Source organism: Asaia spathodeae NBRC 105894, assembly GCF_025994195.1.
GTDB classification, from domain to species: Bacteria; Pseudomonadota; Alphaproteobacteria; order Acetobacterales; family Acetobacteraceae; genus Asaia; species Asaia siamensis.
The window spans coordinates 62946-83284 of the sequence record NZ_BAPY01000019.1; the positions used below are offsets into that span (position 1 = coordinate 62946).

At 59.7% G+C, this 20339-nt stretch carries 20 protein-coding genes; 9 read left to right on the forward strand and 11 right to left on the reverse strand.

Annotated features, from left to right (window positions below; all coding sequences use genetic code 11):
* Positions 1-268: 268 nt before the first annotated feature.
* A complete protein-coding gene (locus AA105894_RS08785) occupies positions 269-934 on the reverse strand; it encodes a nucleotidyltransferase family protein (RefSeq protein ID WP_267311390.1) in 666 nt (221 codons plus the stop codon).
* Positions 931-1869: an XdhC family protein gene (locus tag AA105894_RS08790; RefSeq protein ID WP_267311391.1), complete on the reverse strand. Its 939-nt coding sequence runs from the start codon at positions 1867-1869 to the stop codon at positions 931-933. The genes AA105894_RS08785 and AA105894_RS08790 overlap by 4 nt, the downstream gene beginning before the upstream one ends.
* A 333-nt stretch (positions 1870-2202) precedes the next feature.
* Between AA105894_RS08790 and AA105894_RS08795 the strand changes: the two genes are divergently transcribed.
* From AA105894_RS08795 to AA105894_RS08815, 5 genes are read left to right on the forward strand one after another with little or no spacing between them, the layout of a single operon-like run.
* Positions 2203-4545, forward strand: coding sequence for a TonB-dependent receptor (locus tag AA105894_RS08795; RefSeq protein WP_267311392.1), 2343 nt, complete (start codon positions 2203-2205; stop codon positions 4543-4545).
* A 46-nt stretch (positions 4546-4591) separates the two neighbouring features.
* Entirely contained in the window at positions 4592-5830 is a 1239-nt protein-coding gene (locus tag AA105894_RS08800; protein WP_267311393.1) for an alpha/beta hydrolase family protein, read from the forward strand.
* Between the two features lie 8 nt (positions 5831-5838).
* Positions 5839-7731: a CocE/NonD family hydrolase gene (locus AA105894_RS08805; RefSeq protein WP_267311394.1), complete on the forward strand. Its 1893-nt coding sequence runs from the start codon at positions 5839-5841 to the stop codon at positions 7729-7731.
* 32 nt (positions 7732-7763) lie between these two features.
* Positions 7764-8330 carry a DUF3237 domain-containing protein gene (locus AA105894_RS08810; RefSeq protein WP_267311395.1) on the forward strand — a complete coding sequence of 189 codons (567 nt, stop codon included), beginning with the start codon at positions 7764-7766 and terminating at the stop codon, positions 8328-8330.
* Between the two features lie 53 nt (positions 8331-8383).
* Complete coding sequence (locus AA105894_RS08815) at positions 8384-8950, forward strand: cupin domain-containing protein (RefSeq protein ID WP_188425686.1); 567 nt, start codon at positions 8384-8386, stop codon at positions 8948-8950.
* Positions 8951-9111: 161 nt separating this feature from the next.
* Here AA105894_RS08815 and AA105894_RS08820 read toward each other — a convergent pair whose 3' ends face one another.
* From AA105894_RS08820 to AA105894_RS08830, 3 genes are read right to left on the reverse strand one after another with little or no spacing between them, the layout of a single operon-like run.
* Positions 9112-10350, reverse strand: coding sequence for a cytochrome c (locus AA105894_RS08820; protein ID WP_267311396.1), 1239 nt, complete (start codon positions 10348-10350; stop codon positions 9112-9114).
* Complete coding sequence (locus AA105894_RS08825) at positions 10347-12542, reverse strand: xanthine dehydrogenase family protein molybdopterin-binding subunit (RefSeq protein ID WP_267311397.1); 2196 nt, start codon at positions 12540-12542, stop codon at positions 10347-10349. The genes AA105894_RS08820 and AA105894_RS08825 overlap by 4 nt, the downstream gene beginning before the upstream one ends.
* Complete coding sequence (locus tag AA105894_RS08830) at positions 12535-12990, reverse strand: (2Fe-2S)-binding protein (protein ID WP_267311398.1); 456 nt, start codon at positions 12988-12990, stop codon at positions 12535-12537. The genes AA105894_RS08825 and AA105894_RS08830 overlap by 8 nt, the downstream gene beginning before the upstream one ends.
* 168 nt (positions 12991-13158) lie before the next feature.
* On the opposite strand from AA105894_RS08830, the gene petA reads away from it, so the two are divergent.
* Genes petA through AA105894_RS08850 form a run of 4 tightly spaced genes read left to right on the forward strand, consistent with a single transcriptional unit; the run spans position 13159 to position 16318 of the window.
* Complete coding sequence (gene petA / locus AA105894_RS08835; RefSeq protein WP_188425689.1) at positions 13159-13815, forward strand: ubiquinol-cytochrome c reductase iron-sulfur subunit; 657 nt, start codon at positions 13159-13161, stop codon at positions 13813-13815.
* A gap of 9 nt (positions 13816-13824) precedes the next feature.
* Positions 13825-15024 carry a cytochrome b gene (locus tag AA105894_RS08840; protein WP_267311399.1) on the forward strand — a complete coding sequence of 400 codons (1200 nt, stop codon included), beginning with the start codon at positions 13825-13827 and terminating at the stop codon, positions 15022-15024.
* On the forward strand, positions 15021-15716 hold the full coding sequence (locus AA105894_RS08845) for a cytochrome c1 (RefSeq protein ID WP_267311400.1): 696 nt from the start codon (positions 15021-15023) through the stop codon (positions 15714-15716). Before AA105894_RS08840 ends, AA105894_RS08845 begins: the two co-directional genes overlap by 4 nt.
* Entirely contained in the window at positions 15713-16318 is a 606-nt protein-coding gene (locus tag AA105894_RS08850; RefSeq protein ID WP_267311401.1) for a thioredoxin domain-containing protein, read from the forward strand. Before AA105894_RS08845 ends, AA105894_RS08850 begins: the two co-directional genes overlap by 4 nt.
* A 155-nt stretch (positions 16319-16473) precedes the next feature.
* Here AA105894_RS08850 and AA105894_RS08855 read toward each other — a convergent pair whose 3' ends face one another.
* The 6 genes from AA105894_RS08855 to AA105894_RS08880 are packed head-to-tail and all read right to left on the reverse strand — an operon-like array spanning position 16474 to position 20270.
* The gene (locus AA105894_RS08855) at positions 16474-16932 is read right to left on the reverse strand and encodes a c-type cytochrome (RefSeq protein WP_267311402.1); all 459 of its coding nucleotides are present in this window, start codon (positions 16930-16932) and stop codon (positions 16474-16476) included.
* Entirely contained in the window at positions 16910-17374 is a 465-nt protein-coding gene (locus AA105894_RS08860) for a c-type cytochrome (RefSeq protein WP_267311403.1), read from the reverse strand. Before AA105894_RS08860 ends, AA105894_RS08855 begins: the two co-directional genes overlap by 23 nt.
* Complete coding sequence (gene mauA, locus AA105894_RS08865; RefSeq protein WP_267311404.1) at positions 17371-17976, reverse strand: methylamine dehydrogenase (amicyanin) small subunit; 606 nt, start codon at positions 17974-17976, stop codon at positions 17371-17373. The genes AA105894_RS08860 and mauA overlap by 4 nt, the downstream gene beginning before the upstream one ends.
* On the reverse strand, positions 17963-18562 hold the full coding sequence (locus AA105894_RS08870; protein ID WP_267311405.1) for a thioredoxin domain-containing protein: 600 nt from the start codon (positions 18560-18562) through the stop codon (positions 17963-17965). Before AA105894_RS08870 ends, mauA begins: the two co-directional genes overlap by 14 nt.
* Entirely contained in the window at positions 18559-19080 is a 522-nt protein-coding gene (locus AA105894_RS08875) for a MauE/DoxX family redox-associated membrane protein (RefSeq protein ID WP_267311406.1), read from the reverse strand. Before AA105894_RS08875 ends, AA105894_RS08870 begins: the two co-directional genes overlap by 4 nt.
* The gene (locus AA105894_RS08880; RefSeq protein WP_267311407.1) at positions 19077-20270 is read right to left on the reverse strand and encodes an amine dehydrogenase large subunit; all 1194 of its coding nucleotides are present in this window, start codon (positions 20268-20270) and stop codon (positions 19077-19079) included. Before AA105894_RS08880 ends, AA105894_RS08875 begins: the two co-directional genes overlap by 4 nt.
* Positions 20271-20339 lie beyond the last annotated feature (69 nt).

The following is a 20339-nucleotide window of genomic DNA, read 5'->3' on the forward strand; positions in this document are numbered from 1 at the left end:
GCTCTCGTGAGTATCGGGAGCCATCCGCCCTGCCAGGTATCATGACAGGGTGAGGGGGCGTCATTAATGTGGACGCTCCCGTGCCTTGCTTCCCTAAGGGTGGGTCCGCCAGCGCGTTCTCTGGCTGTATGCCCCATGCAGCATAAATGCCAAAGTAACGGGGCGCCAAATAGTGTCGAACCTGGCGATGATCGCGCTGCGTATCGTCGCTTTTAGCCAGATAAAATCCGAGCTGAAGGCTTGGCATTGTCATAAATTCGCGCGGGCCTTATTGCCGGTGGCGTTTCTCCTGAGAAGAAGGCTCTCTGGTTGTTTTTGCAGGGCCTGTCGCACGAGCGAGTGACGCCATTTCTGCCTGGCGCATTCTGTGATCCGCCTCTTGGGCATCTTCGCGAAAATCGATGTCTCGTATTTCATCAGGCGTTGCGGCAATGAGCCGCGCGCGTCGAAGCAGCGGTCGCGCACCATTTTCGCTATCTGGGTCGAGTGTTCTCAGGTCGGAAACCGGGAAAACAGCCGGTGGCCCTCTGTAATCGGGGGAGTGCGATGCAAAAATCTGATCTGGAGCCGCATCACTGGCCGCGCGCAGCGTGCCGACTAGATCTGTCGAGATGAACGGCATATCTGCCAGACAGACGAGCACTCTTGTTTCAGGTGGCAGGCCGGTTATTCCCAGAGCGAGCGACGCGCCCAGACCGCGCTCCGGTGCGTTATTGATCAGAGACTGAAATCCTGCCTCATCATAGGCCTCGTGCCAGTTGCCGCTGGCGCGATGGACAACACGTTTCTGCTGCCAGTTGAAGTTCCCGACCGTGCCCAGAAGATGATGCGCCAGCTTCCGCTGGCCGATCACGGCTTCAAGCTTGTCATCCTGTCCAAAGCGACGGCTCAAACCGGCCCCCAGAACAAGCAGAACGCACTCTTGCCCTGTCATGTCCGCGGCGCCGCCTTTCGTGCTTCGATCAGGGAAAATATCTCGGCCAGAACCGAGACCGCAACAGACCGCGCTTCACGCGATGGGCCAAAAAGACCGATCGGGCCGCGTATGCGTTCGAGGGAGGCATCGTCAAGGCCCATGGCCCGCAGGGCTGCAAGACGTCGGGCCTGTGTCCTGCGGCTGCCAAGGCAGCCGATGAAAAAAGCCTCGGTCTGCAGCGCGGCTTGCAGCAGAGGCAGTTCGCGGTCGAGATCGTGATGGAGCAGCACGAGTGCGGTATCTTGATCCTGCGCATGGAGCATGATGCGTGTCACGTCACCTTCCATGATTGTCAGCCCGGCAGCAGTGGCGAGTGCGGTCAGAAAATGGCTTTCGAGCCCGCCGCCAAAAATCATGATCTGGGGGTCGGGGCGATACCCGGCCGTAAAAACCGTTTCCTGCCATCCAGTGGGCGCCTCGCCCGTTTCTGTCTGAAGGATTTCGCCTGTGCTGTCATAATGCAGCATGACGGCCTGTCTGGACTGACGGTGTTCCAGAAACCCGATCAGGGCAGTCAGGTCGCGCAGAACGTGCAAATGGAGCCCAATGCCACCACGGCATGGCAGGACGATATCGAACCAGGGGGAGCCTTTGCCATAGCGGCAGATGCGGTCGCGCTTCTCTGTCATGGCCGTGCAGGCTTCGTTGACGACACTGGCTTCGACACAGCCGCCAGATACCATGCCGACATAATGACCATCATCACGTATGGCCATGAGTGTGCCCAAGGGGCGTGAGGCGCCCTCGATAATATCCGTCAGTATTGCGAGGACGCAGTCGTGGCCTGCCTGATGGCTTGCAACAAGGAAGCGCACGACATCATCGGGATGATCGCTGGGCATGGCGCAGACCGCCCTGACAGGAATCGCCGTCGGTCTGGTCGGGTCTTGCATGGTTTCCTGTTTCGATAGGGGCAGGAAAGAGAGACTAGCGCTGACTTTCACGGCTGTCCGCCCTCATTGTGGAGATTTTTCCACAGGAAATTGTAACTGTCATTATTTCTTCAAAAAAATTGTTGACCGGATTTTCCCCTCATGATCTGATGTTTCGTATTCGGATCGATTTGAAAAATTCCCCACGCAAACACGCACCCGAACAATTTGAGGCCGTCAATGTGTCGCCACGAGCAGAGCCGATATCGCACGTCTAGTCGTTACGATACCGAACCAGACTCTTTCTGGCCCCGTGTCGCGGCAGGGGCGTGTCGCCCCGTCAGAGGCAAGGGCGTGCTGTCGCTTCGCTTCTGGCTTTCCTGTTCGCTCTGCATTCTGCCGGTTGCGGCGCATGCCCAGACCTCTTCTTCTGTGCTGGCGCATCCAAAACATTCCGGTTACGCAACAAAAAAGAAGACTGCGAAACCCTCTTCTGCCCGAGGCAGCGGTGTTGAAGAGGTGATGGTCACTTCGCGTCGGCGCAAGGAAACGGCGCAGCAGATACCTGAAACCGTACAGATCTTCACGGGCAAGGAACTCAACCGCCTTGGCGTGCAGACCCTGCCGGATCTGATCAAATACACGACCAACGCACAGAACCTCGATTTCTATGGCGGCGCCATGCCGACCTGGGTGATCCGTGGCGTCAGTCTTGCCGATTTCAACCCAAACTCGACCCCCGCAGCCCCCATATTTTTGAACGACGCCTATCAGCCAAGCACGGTCATGGGCACGGGCAGCCTGTTCGATATTTCCCGTGTCGAAGTTCTGAAAGGGCCGCAAAGCGGTCTTTATGGACGCAACACGATTGGTGGCGCCGTGCGTGTTCTGACGAACAAGCCCAATTTCGACAAGGCAACCGGCTCGGTAGCGGTTTCCTACGGGCGCTGGGGTGATGGCCATATCAATGCAGCCTATGGCGCGCCGATCACACGCAATCTGGCCTTCCGTATTGCCGAGACATCGGACCATGGCTGGAGCGGCTGGCAGACATCGCTGCAGAATGGCGCAAAATGGGGGCGCAAGAACCGTGACTCCGTCCGTCTCGAAGTGGCTGCAAAGCTTGATAACTGGACGCTCAATTTCGATCTGCATGGCAGCCGCGACAAGTCGCAGCTCGCTCTGGCAACGGCGATTGGCGTTTACAATAATACGGGCGGTTTCTGCTCGGCCATGATTGCCGGTTATGCCGATCAGCAGAACTGTCTCACCCTGCCTCAGGCTTTCGGCGATGCAAGCCAGGCGGCGTCACGCCAGACCCAGGATGGCACTAAAGTGCTCTCCTCGCCTACAAACCAGCTCGACAACAAGGCGGGTGGAGCGCAATTCAGCGCGGTGGGCGATCTCGGTGGCCTGGAACTGACCTCCATCACCTCGCTCGATTATTTCGATTACGGTCTGAATTACAATTACGCTGCAACCGGCCCCGTTTATGCCACGCAGGTCGAGCATACCCCCATGCGCATGGCGCAGGAAAATCTGCGCCTCAGCTCGGGCAAACCCAAGCGTCTCGACTGGCTTCTCGGTCTTGATGTGGCCTATGAGGATCTGGAAGAGAACAAGCAGTTCCAGCTTTTCGATAATGCGCTTCAGACTCTCTACACCGGCCTTTCCGGCGCGGCCAATGAAGGCATCCTGAGCTACACCCAGAAGACGCAATCCTATAGCGGCTATGGGCAGATCACCTATCATATCCTGCCGAAGCTCTCGCTCGATTTCGGTGCGCGCAGCACCTGGGAATACAAGACCTATAATGGCGCCTTCCAGCAATCGCCGGGTTATTACGTCGCCTCTGACGTGACGCGCCAGTACCAGCTGAAAGACCATGTCACGGGCAAGGCCGTGCTGCGCTACCAGTTCGACCCGCTGAACATGGTCTATGCCTCTGTTGCGCGCGGATATAAGTCGGGCGGTTTCTACGGCGGCTTCCCCATTGCCAGCACGGCACAGATCGACCCTTATCGTGAGGAGCAGGTCTGGGCAGTCGAGGCCGGGTTCAAGGCCCAGACACGTGACCGCAAGCTGATCGTCGACGGCGCAGCCTTCTACTACCGCACCTATAATTATCAGAACTTCACGACCGAATATTCGGCTGTCAGCAAGACGATCACCTCGACCCTGACCAATCTGGGCACGGCGGTCAATCAGGGCCTCGAAGGCAATATTGTCTGGAAGCCCGTACCGACCCTCACCTTCAATCTCGGGGCTGCCTATAACGACGCGAAAATCGTCAAATCCTCGCAGTACCAGCTTGATTACGCCGGCAATCTGGTGTCGTGGCAGGGGCAGCGCCTGCCATATGCCCCGCGCTGGAGCCTGACGCCCTCGGCCCGTTATGAGCACGAGATGTTCAACGGGGCTTATACCGCAGGGGTGCAGATGAATTACAGCTTCCGCACCACGCTGAATGCGTCGCGCGGGGTAGGGGCCTGGATCAATAATATTCCGGGTTATGGCCTGCTGGATGTGCGTCTCGATCTGCTCTCCCACAAGCAGCACTGGAATCTGGCGCTTATGGGGTTCAACGTGACCAATGTGCACTACCGCACGGTCGGTCAGACTGACGGGGTGAGCGACTTCCAGCAGATCTACGGAATGCCCGCCAGCTATCGTTTCCAGATCGGGTATGATTTCTGAACGGACCCGGTTTCAGAACAGGTTTTTCTCTCTTTTCAGGTGGAATATGACCAAGAAACTGTCTCTCAAAGCCAATCTGCTTGCCATGCTTGTGCTCTCGACCGGGCTGAGCGGGCTTGCTCATGCCGGAGAGCCACCCTTGCCGACCGATCCGGCCGTCACCCGTTCGCTCGAAGCCCAGGATGCCCTGCCGCGCACGGCATTCTACAGCACGCCAGCCGATATTGCCGCCTCTGCACCGGGCGCATTGCTGCGTCAGGAAAAAGCGCCTGAATACAGCCTGCCCAAGGGCTTTACCGCGACGCGCATCCTCTATCGTTCGACTGACTCGCACGGTAATCCGGTCGCAACATCGGGTGTTGTCGTCGTGCCTCCCGGCAAGGCGCCAGAAGGGGGCTGGCCTGTCATCGTATGGGCCCACGGCACCAGCGGCACCGCCCAGTCCTGCGCGCCGTCGCTCATGAAGGATGTCTATTATGGCGGGCTGCGCGTGTTCGATCTGGCCGCTGCCGGGTTTGTGCTTGTCATGACCGATTATCATGGTCTGGGAACGGACAGCCCGCACCAGTACATGAACAAATTTGCCCAGGTGGCCGATATCCGTAACGCCGTGCCCGCTGCCCATGCCCTCCTTCCCGATCTGTCGCAGAAATGGTTCGTGGTCGGTCACTCCCAGGGCGCTTATGCCGCGCTCGCCACGGCAGAAGCTGAAGCCAAGGCAAATGATCCGGGCTATCTTGGCGCCATTTCGATTGCACCGGCGGCGCGTGTCGGCATGATCAACGCCAATATCTCTGCCGTGAAAAAGGCAGGCGGCCCCTACATGTCCTGGCTCGCTTATGCCATCCACGCGCAATATCCTGAATTCAAGCCTGAAGATCTGCTGTCGAAAACCGGTCTGTCGCAATATCCCGAGGCGACCGGCAAGGCCTGCTGGCTGACAGGCAATGCGCTCTATTACCCCTATTCGGCCAAGGAACTGGTGCGGCCGGGCTGGGACAAGAACAAATACGTCAAGAAGTTCTTTGCAGAGCAGACGGTCGGATATGAAAAGGCCAAGGGGCCGATCCTCCTGATCGCAGGCGGTGGTGACACGACCATTCCCATCCACACGCTGGAATCCTATGCGAAGGATGCCTGCCATGCCGGATCGGACGTGAAATACATGGTTGTGCCCAATGCCGAGCATGGCGCCGCCATGGTTGAATCGATGGACACGCAGATTGCGTGGCTGAAATCGGTTCTCGCAGGGAATGCCCCCTCCAATACCTGCCAGCGTCACTGACCGCGCTCATGACGGCAGGACGGTCTTCTCTGGCAGGTCTCTGCCTCGGTGTTTCGCTGCTGGCCTTTCCCTGCGTGGGAAAGGCACAGGAGGCGCGTTCAGGCGGCAGTGTGATTGCCGCCGTTTCGGGATATAATCCTGAACTGGTCAGAACGGCGCCCTTCTGGGGGCGACGCGTCGTCGGTTATCTGCCGACGCGTGATCATACGCCCCTGCGCTACAGCGTGCTCCTGCCAAAGGGCAAGGGGCCGTTTCCCGTCGTGATCAATTACAGCGGTTACGACCCCGGCGGCATCGGCAGTTCGGCCTATCTCAAGGGCGATACGGCCATGTCGGTCAGCCTCGATCGCGATCTGGTTGCGCATGGCTATGCGGTATTCGGGGTCAATGCCCGCGGGACGGGGTGTTCGGAAGGGCAGTTTACCTTTCTGACCCCGAGCTACGGCCAGGATGGCTACGACATCGTCGAATTTGCAGCTTCGCAGCCATGGTCTGACGGACATGTCGGCATGGCAAACTGGTCCTGGGCGGGCATGTCGCAGATCGCGACGGCATCGACACGCCCCCCGCATCTGCGGGCCATTGCGCCGGGCATGGTTCTGGGGGATGCGCGTCTGGATAGCTGGGCGCCGGGTGGCGTGCCCAACATGCAGTTTCCTTCCGGCTGGCTGCTTTATCTTCAGTCGCGCTGGGATGCGTTGAAGGAAGGCGCCCAGACCGAGCATGACCAGCGCTGCCTGGATCGTCTTGCCGTCAATACCGAAGCCAATCGCAAGGATAATCTGCGTGATCTGATCCTGCGTCATCCGCTGCGCGACGCCGAAATCGAGAAGCGCAATCTGGCGGCCAGAACCAGCCAGATCGAGGTGCCCGTTCTGTCCATGGAGGCTTTTCAGGATGAGGCTGTGACCTCACGCGAAGGCTATTATCAGGACACGCTTGCCCCGGAAAAGACATGGCTGGTGCAGACCAATGGTCAGCATGATGCCTATGAATCGCTCAGATATCGCAGTCTGTTGCTCGGATTTTTCGATCGCTTCCTCAAGGGGCATGAAGCGGCCTTCAGCGATACGCCTCATGTGCGCGTCTGGCTTGAAAGCGGCTCTCATGGCGAGGGACACGAGAAGGTCGAGCAGATGACACCCCGCCTCACCCTGAGCGGAGCGCATTATCCGATTACTGCGACACCTCATGTGTTCACGCTCGCCGCCAAAGGCGTGCTGGAAGACAATGCCACGCCCTCAACCGGGTCTGACAGCTATGCCTATCCGGTGCGCGGGCCGGATGTGGATGTCGATGCCGATCATTATGGCTGGGGTGCCCTGCCGGAACACTGGCGTGAAGGGAGCCTCGCCTATACCTCCGCCCCACTGGGCAAGACACTCATTGCCTATGGGCCTGCCAGTGCAGATCTCTGGCTGTCATCCGACATGCCCGATACTGATGTTGAGGTAACGCTGACGGAGCTGCGCCCCGACCATCAGGAGATGTTTGTCGAGCGTGGCTGGCTGCGTCTTTCCGATCGGGCGCAGGACCCCGCAAGATCCACCCTGTTGCGTCCGTTTCCGCTTGATCATGTTGACACCACGCAAAGCCTTGCGCCTGACGAGCCGGTTCTGGCACGCGTCGAACTGAGCAAGATGGGCCATGTATTTCGTGCCGGGTCGCGTTTGCGCCTCTGGATCGATGCGCCAGGCAATTTCGGTGGTTACGGGTTCTCGCCCTGGCTGCTGCCTGCCACCAACCGCCTCTGGCATGATCCGCAGCATCTGTCGCGTCTCGTGCTGGGCACCGTGCCCGAGCAGGGCACGCCGGGTCTCGCTGTTTCCGCCATTCCTGCAGCGCCTGCGCCATGCAACGACGTGCTCATGCAGCCCTGTCGGCGCGATCCGCTGCAGTAACCCTCGTTTTCTCTCTTTCTAGGTGATTTGACATGAAGAGCCTGAAATCAGCACTTTGCGCGCTTTCCTGCCTGGTTGCATCAGGGGCGGCCCATGCGGCGACAGAGGCCCCGTTCAACGGCAAGGTCTATGATCCGGTCAAGACCGAGCTGGTGCTCAATCTGGTCGTGACCTGCACCGACCCTGTGCGCCCCGGACCTGAAGGCGCCAGCAAGGATGGCGAACGCACGGAAATCTGGCCGATTATTGGCGGACGTTTCGATGGCCCCGGCATTCATGGCACTGTCGAGGCTGGCGGGGCCGATCTGCCGGTTCTGCGCCCCGATGGGGTCGAGGTTGTGGATGCCTTTTATCGCCTCAGGACCGATGACGGACAGATTATTGTCATCCACAACAAGGGGCTCGCCTATCCGATTGACGGTGGCAAGGATTACAAATATCGCCTGAGCCCTGAATTCATCGCCCCGAAGGGCAAATATGACTGGTTGAATAAAAGCATTTTTGTTGCCACTCTTGTCTATCCGGTCCCTAAAGGGATGGAGCTCGCCAAAGGCCCTCATCAGAACGACCGGTTGATTCAGGTGCTCCGACTTAACTGATATTTTCTCCGGGATCTGGTTTACGCGAAATGTCTTTGAACGAATCTGTCGTTATGACGTCGAACATCGATCGTACTCTGGGCAACACCATCCGTGAGAGAAGGAAGCAGAACGGATATCTGCTCAAGGATGTCGCGTCGCGTGTCGGTATCTCGCTCAGCCATCTGAGCCAGATTGAACGTGGCGCTTCATCGCCGAGCATACGTGATCTGATGAAGATTTCAGACGTGCTCGAGCTCGACATGTCGACGTTCTTCGGGGCCATCAAGGGCCAGTCCCTTGATACCCCTGCTTTCTATACCCGTATCGAGGATCATGGTCTTCTCAGCTTCGGCGAGGGGATCACGAAGGTGATGCTCAATTCCCAGAACCCGGAATTGCTGCGCACCTATCTCATGATCATCGAACCCAACGGGCATTCGGGTTCCAAGATCCTGACCCATAGCGGCTTTGAATCCGGTCTGGTCCTGCAAGGCTGTCTGCATCTGCAGGTGGGCGGTCAGGACTGTATTCTGCGTGAGGGAGATTCCTTCTCCTTTCCCAGTGAAACGCCGCATCGCTACAGCAATGGCTCGCAGCAGGTCACACGCGTCGTCTGGGCAAACGTCGATACGCCCTGAACGGCTTGAAGGCCTGACCTCAGGCCGCTGCGGCGCCCATGAAGAAAGTATTTTCTCCATGGGCGTTTTTTGATCTCAGCTGGAAAATACCAGTCTCGTATCAGACAGGGCCTGAATACGGGTTTTCAGGCCCTGTCGCGTCACCGGCTCCGAGCAGGAATTCAGGGTCTGAATTTCGCAGGATCGACCGAGGCATTTACCCCGCCGAAATGATGCAGCATCCAGGAAGAAAGCGCTGAGAGTTCTTCCGGCGTGTAGGCAGAGGTGAATTTCTGCATCGTCATGGCGCCATGAGCCGTCTGCAGGGAAGTGCCCTCTCTGAGCACGGAAACCAGATTGGTGGCGGACGGGTCGCTCAACGAATGACTGCCGCCAAGAGCGGCCCAGTCCGACTGGCGGCCCGATCCATCTTCCATATGACATCCGGCACAAGCTTGTTGGAACACATGCCTGCCCGCCGAGGGAGCATCATTTTCGGCAATCTGCCCATGGTTTCGGCTGGGGCCATCAGGCTGCGCCGGGATATCGCGCAGATAGACGACCATCGCACGAATATCATCGGCGGGTAGCTGGCTGAGGCTGTGCTCTATGGCTTCTGCCATAGGACCAGAGGCAGGGCCGTGGCCTTTGGCGTGGCCGGTTGAGAGATAGCTGAAGAGGTCGTCATCGCTCCAGGTCCCAAGCCCATGCTCGCGGTCGGAGGTCAGATTATAGGCGGTCCACCCCACCTGTACCGCCCCGGCATAGGCGCGGCTGCTAAGGCCGAACATGAAATTGCGCGGCGTGTGGCATTGGCCGCAATGGCCCAGCGCCTCGGCAAGATAGGCCCCGCGATTCCATTGCGCAGAGTGGGTGGTATCCGTCGCCATGCGCCGGTTCGGATTATTGAACCAGTTCCAGAAAATCATGGTCCAGCGCTGGTTGAACGGAAAGGACAGGCTGTTTTTCGGGGCAGGGGCATGAATGGCGGGCAGGGTGAACAGATAGGCCTTTATGGCCAGCGCATCGTCATCGCTCAGGAGGGTGTAAGAGGTGTAGGGCATGACGGGATAGAGATGCTTGCCCCCCAGCCCCACACCTTTGCGCAGCATTTTCAGCCAGGCCTTGTCGGTATAGGCCCCAATGCCCGTCTCCCGATCCGGGGTGATATTGACCGCATGAATCGATCCGAAGGGCAGGGTGAAGACGCGCCCGCCCGTCAGGGCACGGCCATCCTGCGAGAGGTGGCACGCTGCGCAATCGGCTGCGACGAACAGGGCGCGGCCGCGTGTAACCTGGGCGCTTTCCCCAGAGGCGGGCGGCTGCGTTTCCGGCTGGGCCTGTTGTGCCTGTGCGGCGCTACTAAGCCCGATGGTCAGGGACATCAGGGCGGAGGCGGAGAAAACGATGCGGCGTTTCATGCGCCTTTCTCCCCAGTATTTTCGGGGTTTTTCGGGGCATTCATCTGCGGCACGAAGGGGATGCGCCTCAGGCGTTTTCCAGTTGCTGCGAAAATGGCATTGGCCAGTGCGGGGGCTGCCGCCACGGTGCCGACCTCGCCGATACCACCGATCTCTGCTGTCGGATCGGAGACGAGATGCACACGGATATCGGGCGCCTCATTGAGGCGCATCATGCGATAATCATGAAAATTGCTTTGCTCCGCCTGACCGTCGCGAAAGGTGATTTCGTTGTAGAGCGCCATGGTCAGACCGAAAATCAGGCCGCCCTGGATTTGCGCACGCACGGCATCGGGAAAGACGACAGGTCCGCAATCGACCGCCGTATCGGCCCTCACCAGATGGATCTGCCCGTTTTCCTCAACCCTGACTTCAAGAATGGTCGCAGCCCAGCTCTGGAAGGAATAATGAAGCGCGATGCCGAGCCCGTGCCCTTTTGGCAAGGCGCGTCCCCAGCCTGATTGTTTCGCGGCTTCATCGAGAACTTTCAGCCCTCTGGGGGAGGGGCCGAGATGTCTGCGGCGGAAGGTGAGCGGGTCAGTGCTGGCGGCATGGGCCAGTTCGTCGATCATGCCCTCGACAACAAACACGTTATGGGTTGGGCCGACGCCGCGCCACCACAGGGTTGTCAGCCCTTCCGGCTCGCATTGCACGGCCTCGTTACGCTGGGCGGGAATGGCATAGGGTGTTTCGGTAGCGCCTTCGACGGCATCGGAATCAAGTCCGTTCTGCAACCCTTCAGGCGCCCAGCGTGCCAGGACGAAGGACCCGGTGGTGCGGTGGTGCCACGCCTTGATCATGCCCTTGTCATCAAGCCCGGCCGTGATACGGTCATAATAGAATGGGCGGAACTGGTCCTGACGGATATCTTCTTCACGCGTCCAGAACAGCTTGACCGGATAGGGCACCTGTTTTGCAAGACGTGCCGCCTGACCGATCGAATTCGAATCAAGCCTGCGGCCAAAACCGCCACCGATCAGGTGATTATGTACAGTGATGCGTTCTGGTGGCAGGCCAGTGGCGTCGGCAACCTCCTGCCGGGCGCGTATGGGCACCTGCGTTCCCACCCAGACATCGGCGGAATCGGGGCGGATATGCAGCGTGGTATTGATGGGTTCAAGCGCCGCATGGGCCAGAAAGGGCAGTTCGTAGACAGCGTCGATGCGGGTGGAGGCGCTGGCGAGCGCAGACTCGACATCGCCGGTCTTTTTCGCGACGAGCCCGGTTTTTGCCGATGCGTTCTTCAGCGCCTCGAGCAATGTGGCGCTCGACACCCCGGCATTCGGGCCGAAATTCCATCGCGGATCTGCGGCCTTGAGCCCCGAAATGGCGGCCCAGCTATGTGCGCCGATAACGGCAAGCGCATCGGGAAGGGTGATAATATCGATCACACCGGGAATTTTCATCGCCGCGTCGCGGTCGAAGCCTGCCAGCGTTCCCCCCTTGACCGGACAGGCCATGATACGGCCGATTTTCATGCCATCGACACGCACATCCATACCGAACAGCGCGCTGCCATTACTCTTGGCATGCGTATCCATGCGCTGCGGGCTGGTCCCGATCAGGCGGAACTGCGCAGGGTCTTTCAGGGGAATGGGGTCGGGAACAGTCTGACGGGCGGCATCTTCTGCCAGAGCACCATAAGGAAGGCTGCGGCCTGAATCCGGATGCAGAATAGCCCCCTCTCGTGCCACACAACTTTCGACCGGAACCGACCATCTTGCGGCAGCGGCGCGCAGGAGCATGATCCGCGCCGCTGCCCCTGCCTGACGCAACGGGATCCAGCTATCACGTGTCGAAGCCGAACCTCCCGTCACTTCCTCGCCGGCTGCCTTGTCGACATAGCGCGTATCGGCAGGGGCGGCTTCGAGGGTAATCTTGTCGAGCGGCACCTCAAGCTCTTCGGCGATCAGCATGGCGATCCCGGTATAGATACCCTGGCCCATTTCGGCATGGCGCATGATGAAGGTGATGGCGCCCTCGCGATCGATGCGTATGAAGGCGTTGGGTGTGAAAGCGCCTGCTGCTTCGGCGCGGGCACCCGGCAGGCCGGGAATAATACCGGAAAGCATCAATCCGCCGCCTGTAGCGAGGGCGGCACGCAAGATGGCACGGCGGTTGAGCACAGGGCCGATCTGATGGGGCTTACGCATTGCTGGCAGCCTTGTGAATGGCGGCGCGTATGCGCACATAGGTGCCACAGCGGCAGATATTACCCGACATGGCGTCATCGATATCGTCGTCGCTCGGTGCCGGTGTGGTCTGAAGCAGGGCGGTTGCCGCCATGATCTGCCCGGACTGGCAATAACCGCACTGAATGACCTGTTCATCAAGCCAGGCCTCGTGCACGCGCTGACCTAGCGCGGTCTGACCAATGGCTTCGATGGTGGTTACGGGTCGGTCACCCACAAGTGAAACAGGCAGCTGACAGGCGCGCGCAGGCTGGCCTGCCACGTGCACGGTACAGGCACCGCATTGTGCAATGCCGCAGCCATATTTTGTGCCGGTCAGCCCCAGAATGTCACGCAGCACCCACAAGAGCGGCATGTCATCCGGGACATCCACGTCATGCGATTCGCCGTTGATAAGAATCGTTCTCATGTCGTTGTGATCTCTCGCTTTTTTGTGGCACTGCCCGTTTTGGAAGGATCACCAGTGTCGCGCAGGATTGCAAGTCTGCTCTTCTATTTCGATGCAGGAAGTTGTTTTGATGTTGACACGATTTTGCGAGCCCGGGATGATTAAATCATCCTATTCAAGCAGGACTTCATGACTCAGGACGCAGACCGCCCCACCCCCTCTCCCTCCTGTCCGATACCTGGAGGAGGGGCGAGGCGACGCGATGTGCTGTCGACTGTCATTGTGGGGGCCGGATGTGTTGGCGCCTGCGCCCTGGCCTATCCTTTTCTCGACAGTCTGAACGGTACGAAAAATACGTCTCTTGGCGAAGATGACTCGATTGATGTCGATATCGCCGCCTTGCGCCCCGGCCAGCAGCTGGTTGTGACCTGGCGTGGCTGGCCTGTATTTATACAGAAGCGCACACCCGAAATGCTCGCATCGCTGAAAACAGCCGATATCGTGCAACGTCTGCGCGACCCCGACTCGAAAATCCTGCAGCAGCCGAAAGACGCGACAAACTGGCATCGCTCTGTCGTGCCGGAAATTGGCGTGCTGATCGGTATCTGCACCCATCTCGGCTGTGTGCCTTCCTACGCCACGCCGTCACCCAATGATAAATCGGGAAAATATTCCTGCCCCTGCCACGGCTCGCAATTCGATGTGGCGGGTCGCGTCTATAAGGACGCGCCAGCGCCCTATAATCTCCCTGTGCCGCCGGTTACCATGCTTTCTGCCACCCATGTGCGTATTGGCCAGAGCAAAGGCGACCCGGCATTTTCCATCGCCTCCATCCAGCAGATCTGAGCGGCGACCATGAGCAAACCGGACAACACGCCTGCAGGCTGGCTGGAAGCACGCCTGCCCATCATTTCGGCATTTCGGCGCGAATATGTCGATTTCGCCATGCCGCGCAATCTGACCTATCTCTGGAATTTCGGGGCGTTTGCCACCATCGCCCTGGCGCTCCTGATCGTGAGCGGCATTTTTCTCGCCCTTAATTACACGCCGAGCGTAGCCGAGGCGTTCAGCAGCATCGAGACGATCGACCGCCATGTGTCATCGGGCTGGCTTGTGCGCGCCATCCATATGGGTGGTGTCTCGATGCTTTTCGCGGCACTTTATGTGCATATGGCGCGCAGTCTTTATTATGGTTCCTACAAGGCGCCGCGCGAACTGCTCTGGCTGACGGGGCTCGGTCTGTTCATCCTGGTCATGATTGCTGCCTTTGCCGGGTATATCCTTCCTTGGGGGCAGATGTCCTATTGGGGGGCAACAGTCGTCATCAATGCCATGAACGCCGTGCCCATGATCGGCCCGGCACTGGCCTCATGGCTGCTGGGCGGCGAGGGGCTTGGGTCGGTTGCCCTGCACCGGATCTATGTCCTGCATTTCGTGACGGCTTTTTCAATTATCGGCGTGATCGTGCTGCATGTGGCGGCGCTTCACGTGGTGGGGTCCAACAACCCGACAGGGGTGGAACCGAAAACATCGGCTGATATCGTGCCTTTCCATCCCTATTACACCACCAAGGATGGGCTTGGTCTTTGCCTTTTTCTCATGGTGTATGCGGCACTGATCTTCTTTGCGCCGGACCTTCTGACGCTGGCCAATAATTATGCGATGGCCAACCCGCTGGTGACGCCGGGCGATATCACGCCCGAATGGTATTTTGCCCCTTTTTACGCCATCTTGCGCGCCGTTCCGTCCAAGCTGGGTGGCCTCATTCTGTCAGCAGGCAGTCTTGCCGTGTTGTTTGCCGTGCCATGGCTTGATCGCTCACCCGTCAGATCGGCGCGATATCGCCCGGTTCTGCGCTGGGCACTTCTGGCATTATTTGCCGCCTTCATCGCGCTGGGCGTTTCGGGAATGCACAAACCCACGGGGCTCTGGCTGGCGCTCAGTCGCATCAGCGTAGCGTATTATTACGCTTATTTCCTGATCCTGCTGCCATTTCTGCCAAAGGTGGAAATCACCCGTCCCGAGCCTGCTACCCTGAGGGGAGAGGGCGCATGAAGCGGTACATTCTTGGCGTGCTTCTGGCTCTGCCTCTGTCGGCGCAGGCTGCCACGCCCGAACAGCGAGGGTTTCAGGTTTATCGGCAGGTCTGCAGCACGTGCCACAGTCTCAACCATGTGACATTTGCCGATCTTTCCGGCATCGGCCTGGCCGTGCCCGATATCAAGGCCTATGCGGCCTCGCGTCAGGTTCCCGACGGGCTCGACGACGATGGTGATCCCAAGACACGTGCGGCGCATCCCTCCGACCCGATCGGGTCGCCCTATCCCAATGACGCCATGGCGCGCTTGGCCAATCATGGTGATTTGCCGCCTGATTTCTCGCGCCTTGCCATGACCGAAGAAGGGGGCGCCAGACGGATCGAAACCATCCTGCGTTCCTATGCCCCCAAACCTTCGGATGTCGTTCTGGCACCGGGGTCTTATTACAATACGGCTTTTGCCCAGAACCATATCGGCATGCCGCCGCCGCTTCATGACGGGCAGGTCACCTATGCTGACGGGACAAAGGCGACGATACCCCAGATGTCACAGGATGTTGGTGCTTTTCTCGACTGGGTGGCCCATCCTCACCGCGAAGCGCGCTCGCATACCGGGCTGGTCGTTCTGATCTATCTGGCGGGTCTCGGGACACTTCTGGCCCTGCTCAAGCGTCGCGTCTGGAAGCGTGTGAGGGAAACCCGTCAATGAGCGACACGACAACACTGATCTGCGCGCAATCTGTCATCTGGCTGGTGGTTTTCGGCCTGTGTGCCGTAATCGTGCTGCTGTTTCAGCGCGTGAGGGGCTTCTATCGTCGTATCGCGCCTCTGGGGGCGCTGGCGCCGACGGCCGCGGCCATTGAGCATCTGCCAGCCACACGCCTGCTCAGCCTTTCAGGGCGTGAGGTGACGGCAGGGGGAAGCCGCGATGACGGGCGGCCCCAGCTTCTGGTTTTTGTTTCCGGATCCTGCCCTGTTTCGCGCAAGATGGTGCCCATCATCAATGATTTCGCCCGGCGTGAGCACCTGTCTTTGCTTTATTGTGGTGATGAAAGCGACGAGGCGCAGAAACGCACAATCGGTTCACTGGGCCTGTCTGAAAACGGCTTTGTCAATGATCCGGCGATCGGCCGCCTGCTTGGTGTGGATCGCGTGCCTTTTGCCGTGCTGCTCGACCCCACAGGTGCGGTTCAGGCACGCGGTCTGGTGAATAATCTAGAGCATCTGGAAAGCCTGCTGGGTGTGCAGGAGACAGGATATCGTTCCCTGCAGGGCTTCATGACGGCAAACCCGCAGGCCCTGGCGGGCTGAAAAGACCGCTTCAAGGGTTTGCGGGGCCGTTTTTCCCGTCCTGTGTCGCGCGCCGGGCTGGCCTCTGCTTACTCCACAGATTGTTCGTGACATTGACGCAGCCGAGCAAGCGAATGCACCCTGCGGGCTCAGTGCGGTACGAGCAAAACCCAGTGTCAATGTGGGCAGGCGGCGCGGGCGCGGCTGAGCACTTCGGCACGCAGGGCCATCAGGTCGTCTGTCTGCAGAGGCTGGGCCCGCAGCTTATGCACTTCCGCAGCGGTAAAGGGCCTGGTGCCCGTCGGTGTGCTGGAACCACCAAGACGGAAGACGACAAAATTCAGGACATCAGCCAGTTCCTGATCATCGCGTATCAGCGACATCGAAATTCCCGGAACACGCACGAGATAATCCCGGCCTTCCGGCGAGCAGACGAACCATCCCACCTGATCGCGCAATGTGGGCACGAATGTCCTGCCTGAAATCCCCTCGATCCCGTGGCAGCCGCCGCAATGGGTCAGATAATTCGTTACCGTATGGGTCTGTGTCGTCGCCCTTGCCCCGCCCGCACCCGCGAGGACGAGCAGAACAAGAGCGCCGACGAGCAGAAAATCAGGGAAGCGGATGCGCGTCATTCAGGGCCTTTCTTTCGGCGAGAATTTCCTTGGCCTTCTTCGGCGCGGCGCGCGCAGCCTTGACCTCATCGGCGGTAAAGGCCGGGGCGCCCGGCGAATTGAGGGAGCTGATATAGGTCAGCACCGTGGCGAGCTGGTCGTCTGTGAGAGCCTTGAACGAGGGCATGAAGCCCATATAGCTGGCGCCGCCTGCCTCGATCGTGCCGTGCACGCCATTGAGCAGCACATCGGCGACATAGGTCTTGCCTTCAGGCGTTGCAGCGATCTTGCCGATACGCCCGGCCAGCGGAGGGAACTGCCCCGGTGAGCCTGCGCCGCCTGCCTGATGGCAGACGCTGCAATTGGCGTTGTAGATGGCCGCACCGTCTTCGGCATGGGCGAGGCCACCGGTAAGAAGCGGCAGGGCCAGAAGGCTTGCGAAGGGAAGGAGACGTCTGATCATGAAGCGTTTCCGACGATGACGGATGTGGAGCAGTTATAGACGAGCGCACCCGTGCCGAAGCACCAGATGATGTCGTTATTGGCCTGGGGGCGATAGCTGGGCTGGTCGCCATCCGTGCCGAGGCAGGGGGGCTGGCTGCAGGCATCCTGCCCGCAGCAATCGCGATAGGCCACGAGATAGGACTGGCCGTCACGCGGGTTGAAGCAGGTGCCGATCCATGAAGTAGGCGAAGGGCGTGTGCCCGGGGGGCAGCTATGCACACCGCCGCCGCATGACGCGCAGAGAAAGCCGTCGATGGCGCAGTAGCGCCAGTAGTCACAGGCGGTCGGATCGGTTGTCTGTGCCTTGGCAGCAAAAGGAGAAGGCGCCTTTGCGGCAGCCTTATCGTCCTTTTTCGCAGGGGTAGCCGCAGTGGCACGTTCGACCGGCAGAAGCGGCACGATGGCGCCGAATGTCGCCCAGGCGCCAAGGCGACCAAGCACGCTGCGTCGCGAGCTGTGGCCGGCGACACGCCGTGTCAGGCGTTCCGTTATCCGGTCGAGCGGGCTGGACGAGACACCGTCCTGGATCGCGCGGCCCGAAATCAGTTCAGACTGCGTCATGGAGGAACTCCTTGGTCTCAAGCGAGGGGGAAGGGAGAGCAGGAAGGGTCGCAATCAGCGCCTCGACCTGTTGTCTGGTATTGGCCACGTCGCGCGCTGTGATCACGCCACGGGCATCAAGGGTTACGAGCGTGGGCAGTCTGCCGATCTGAAGCAGCAGGAGCAGCTCCTGGCTGGTCACGAAAGGTGTTGCCCCAAGACGGATGCCTGCAGCCATGGCGCGAAGCGCTACGACATCGCCTTCGCCAGCAAGAACAAGATCGAGATCATGGATGCTGGCCTGAGCCTGTACGATGGGCAGAACGCGTTTGCAGACAGGGCAATCGGGCGAGACAAACAGGATCAGGCTCGACCTGCCGGTATCATGCTGTCCACCCAGAATGAAGGGAGAGTCATCAAGGCGCCGCGCGGTGATACGGGGCAGGGCCTGTCCGGCCTGCAGGCCGGAGAGAACAGGCTGCTGCCCGATAGGAGCGATGCGTTCATGCAGCACGCCGATCTGTCGGGCCAGCACCAGAACGGCAAGGGCGAGGGCGCAGCACAGCGCAGCCAGAAGCAGGGTGGAGATGAGCAGAAAAACCGTCATGCCGCGTCTCCTGCGGTGCCGAGCTGAGAGGCGGCGAGCGCCAGAAGAAGAAGAGAAACACCGCCCAGCAGGGTAATCGCGCCCAGCAGGGCACCGGGGGGATGACCGATGCTGCCGGCTCCGAGCATGAGCAGCGCCAGAAGAAGCGTCTGCATGACGGACCGGCTGGAAAGCGGCGTGTCGCGGCCGGGCAGGCAGCCGCAGGAGAGTCCGGTACGACCGCGCGCGACATTGATGCCCATGGCCAGCGCGAACGCAACCAGCAGTATCACGGCACAGAGACAGGCCTCGCGGGTCAGAACGCCGGAGCAGAGCCAGACTCCAAGCAGAATCTGCGCGCCTGTCAGCAAGCGTGCAACAGGAAAGGCCGCACCGAGCGGGACAAGACGATAGGACGCGATGACCGAGGCAAAGCCGGGCTGGTCGAGCATTTTGGCAATGCCCGTACCCAGAAACAGAGCGCCGACGGCATCGGTGCCCAGAGCACTGGCCATTTGCAGAGCAAGCGCGCCCATCATTCCCCCAGAGCGACCGTGAAATAGAGATCGTCACCCAGATGCTTCATGGTATGGACGATCTTGCCCGATTTCAGATCCCAGATGAAGAAATCACCGGCCTCGTCATCCGTGAAGAGCAGGGGGCTGGCATCCTGGGTAACACCAACCATCGAGCTTGGCTTGGGCAGCTTGATGCGGCGCAGCAACTTGTGTGTGGCCACGTCGAGTTCCCAGATCTCCGTACCGGCCACCTTGTGCGTCCAGAATGTACCCTGATGCATGGCGACATAGAGATGGCCGCTTGCATAATGCAGGGCAGCGAGCTGCCAGCCACCCGGGCGCCAGGTGACGGTAAACGGGCTGTCGGCATTGGTCGCGGCTTTCATGCCTGCGGCTTCCTGAATCGACCAGGGCTTGTCGATAACCGTATGGGCCGAGAGCGTCGCGGGGTAGACCAGACCGCTATAGGAAATGAAATAGGTCTTGCCATCTTCGCTATGGGACGGGCTGTGTTCGAACACGGCGTCTTTCTCGGGGTCGAAAAACGCCTTGGTATGGGTGATGTCGGCCTTGTCGGCGCCAATGCTCACATTGGCGAGGCTGCCATCGGCACAGATCGAGGTGAAACCGGCATTGCCCCAGGGATAGGTCAGGGCGCAGCCGGGAAGCCCGACATTCATGGCGACCTTGTGGGTGGCCGTATCGACCACGTGAACGGCATTTGTCGGCACCATGTCATAGACATAGACGCGGCTGCCATCGTGGCTGATGGTCAGATCGTTCTTCTTGGGTGTGACGAGCGCCCGGCCGGGCAGCACTTCGTCATTGGTGATCTCGAGCGTCTGCGGATCATAGGTCGCAAGCAGATCGGCGCGGTCGCCACGATTGCCGCGTGACCAGACGGTTTCTCCGACATAGAAGGCGCGCCCTTTGGGGTCCTGAACGACATTGCCGTTATAGGCCGCCTGCACCATGCCAAGCAGTTTGCCCTGGTCGGCGTCGACAACATAGACACGCCCGTCCTTGGCATGATGGCCGACAGGGTCCTGAACGAGAATACGATGGGGCGTGACCGGAGAAAGCTTGATGATGTCGCTTTCTTCCGTCTGCAGAACGGGATCATCCGCAAGGGCCTTGCCGCAGGGTGTCAGGGCTGCGCCAGCGAGCAGCAGCGCTGTCATGCCGGCCAGTTTTCTGGAGAGGAAACGCATTGGGGTTCGGTCCTTGCGGAGGGGCGGAAACGAGAAGGCGCTGAAGGGCGGAAAATCTGGAAATTGGAA

Coding starts and splice junctions, on each gene's coding strand:
- AA105894_RS08785 (WP_267311390.1), bottom strand. CDS start 934: ATGACAGGGCAAGAGTGCGTTCTGCTTGTTCTGGGGGCCGGTTTGAGC.
- AA105894_RS08790 (WP_267311391.1), bottom strand. CDS start 1,869: ATGCAAGACCCGACCAGACCGACGGCGATTCCTGTCAGGGCGGTCTGC.
- AA105894_RS08800 (WP_267311393.1), top strand. CDS start 4,592: ATGACCAAGAAACTGTCTCTCAAAGCCAATCTGCTTGCCATGCTTGTG.
- AA105894_RS08805 (WP_267311394.1), top strand. CDS start 5,839: ATGACGGCAGGACGGTCTTCTCTGGCAGGTCTCTGCCTCGGTGTTTCG.
- AA105894_RS08810 (WP_267311395.1), top strand. CDS start 7,764: ATGAAGAGCCTGAAATCAGCACTTTGCGCGCTTTCCTGCCTGGTTGCA.
- AA105894_RS08815 (WP_188425686.1), top strand. CDS start 8,384: ATGACGTCGAACATCGATCGTACTCTGGGCAACACCATCCGTGAGAGA.
- AA105894_RS08820 (WP_267311396.1), bottom strand. CDS start 10,350: ATGAAACGCCGCATCGTTTTCTCCGCCTCCGCCCTGATGTCCCTGACC.
- AA105894_RS08825 (WP_267311397.1), bottom strand. CDS start 12,542: ATGCGTAAGCCCCATCAGATCGGCCCTGTGCTCAACCGCCGTGCCATC.
- AA105894_RS08830 (WP_267311398.1), bottom strand. CDS start 12,990: ATGAGAACGATTCTTATCAACGGCGAATCGCATGACGTGGATGTCCCG.
- petA (WP_188425689.1), top strand. CDS start 13,159: ATGACTCAGGACGCAGACCGCCCCACCCCCTCTCCCTCCTGTCCGATA.
- AA105894_RS08840 (WP_267311399.1), top strand. CDS start 13,825: ATGAGCAAACCGGACAACACGCCTGCAGGCTGGCTGGAAGCACGCCTG.
- AA105894_RS08845 (WP_267311400.1), top strand. CDS start 15,021: ATGAAGCGGTACATTCTTGGCGTGCTTCTGGCTCTGCCTCTGTCGGCG.
- AA105894_RS08850 (WP_267311401.1), top strand. CDS start 15,713: ATGAGCGACACGACAACACTGATCTGCGCGCAATCTGTCATCTGGCTG.
- AA105894_RS08855 (WP_267311402.1), bottom strand. CDS start 16,932: ATGACGCGCATCCGCTTCCCTGATTTTCTGCTCGTCGGCGCTCTTGTT.
- AA105894_RS08860 (WP_267311403.1), bottom strand. CDS start 17,374: ATGATCAGACGTCTCCTTCCCTTCGCAAGCCTTCTGGCCCTGCCGCTT.
- mauA (WP_267311404.1), bottom strand. CDS start 17,976: ATGACGCAGTCTGAACTGATTTCGGGCCGCGCGATCCAGGACGGTGTC.
- AA105894_RS08870 (WP_267311405.1), bottom strand. CDS start 18,562: ATGACGGTTTTTCTGCTCATCTCCACCCTGCTTCTGGCTGCGCTGTGC.
- AA105894_RS08875 (WP_267311406.1), bottom strand. CDS start 19,080: ATGATGGGCGCGCTTGCTCTGCAAATGGCCAGTGCTCTGGGCACCGAT.
- AA105894_RS08880 (WP_267311407.1), bottom strand. CDS start 20,270: ATGCGTTTCCTCTCCAGAAAACTGGCCGGCATGACAGCGCTGCTGCTC.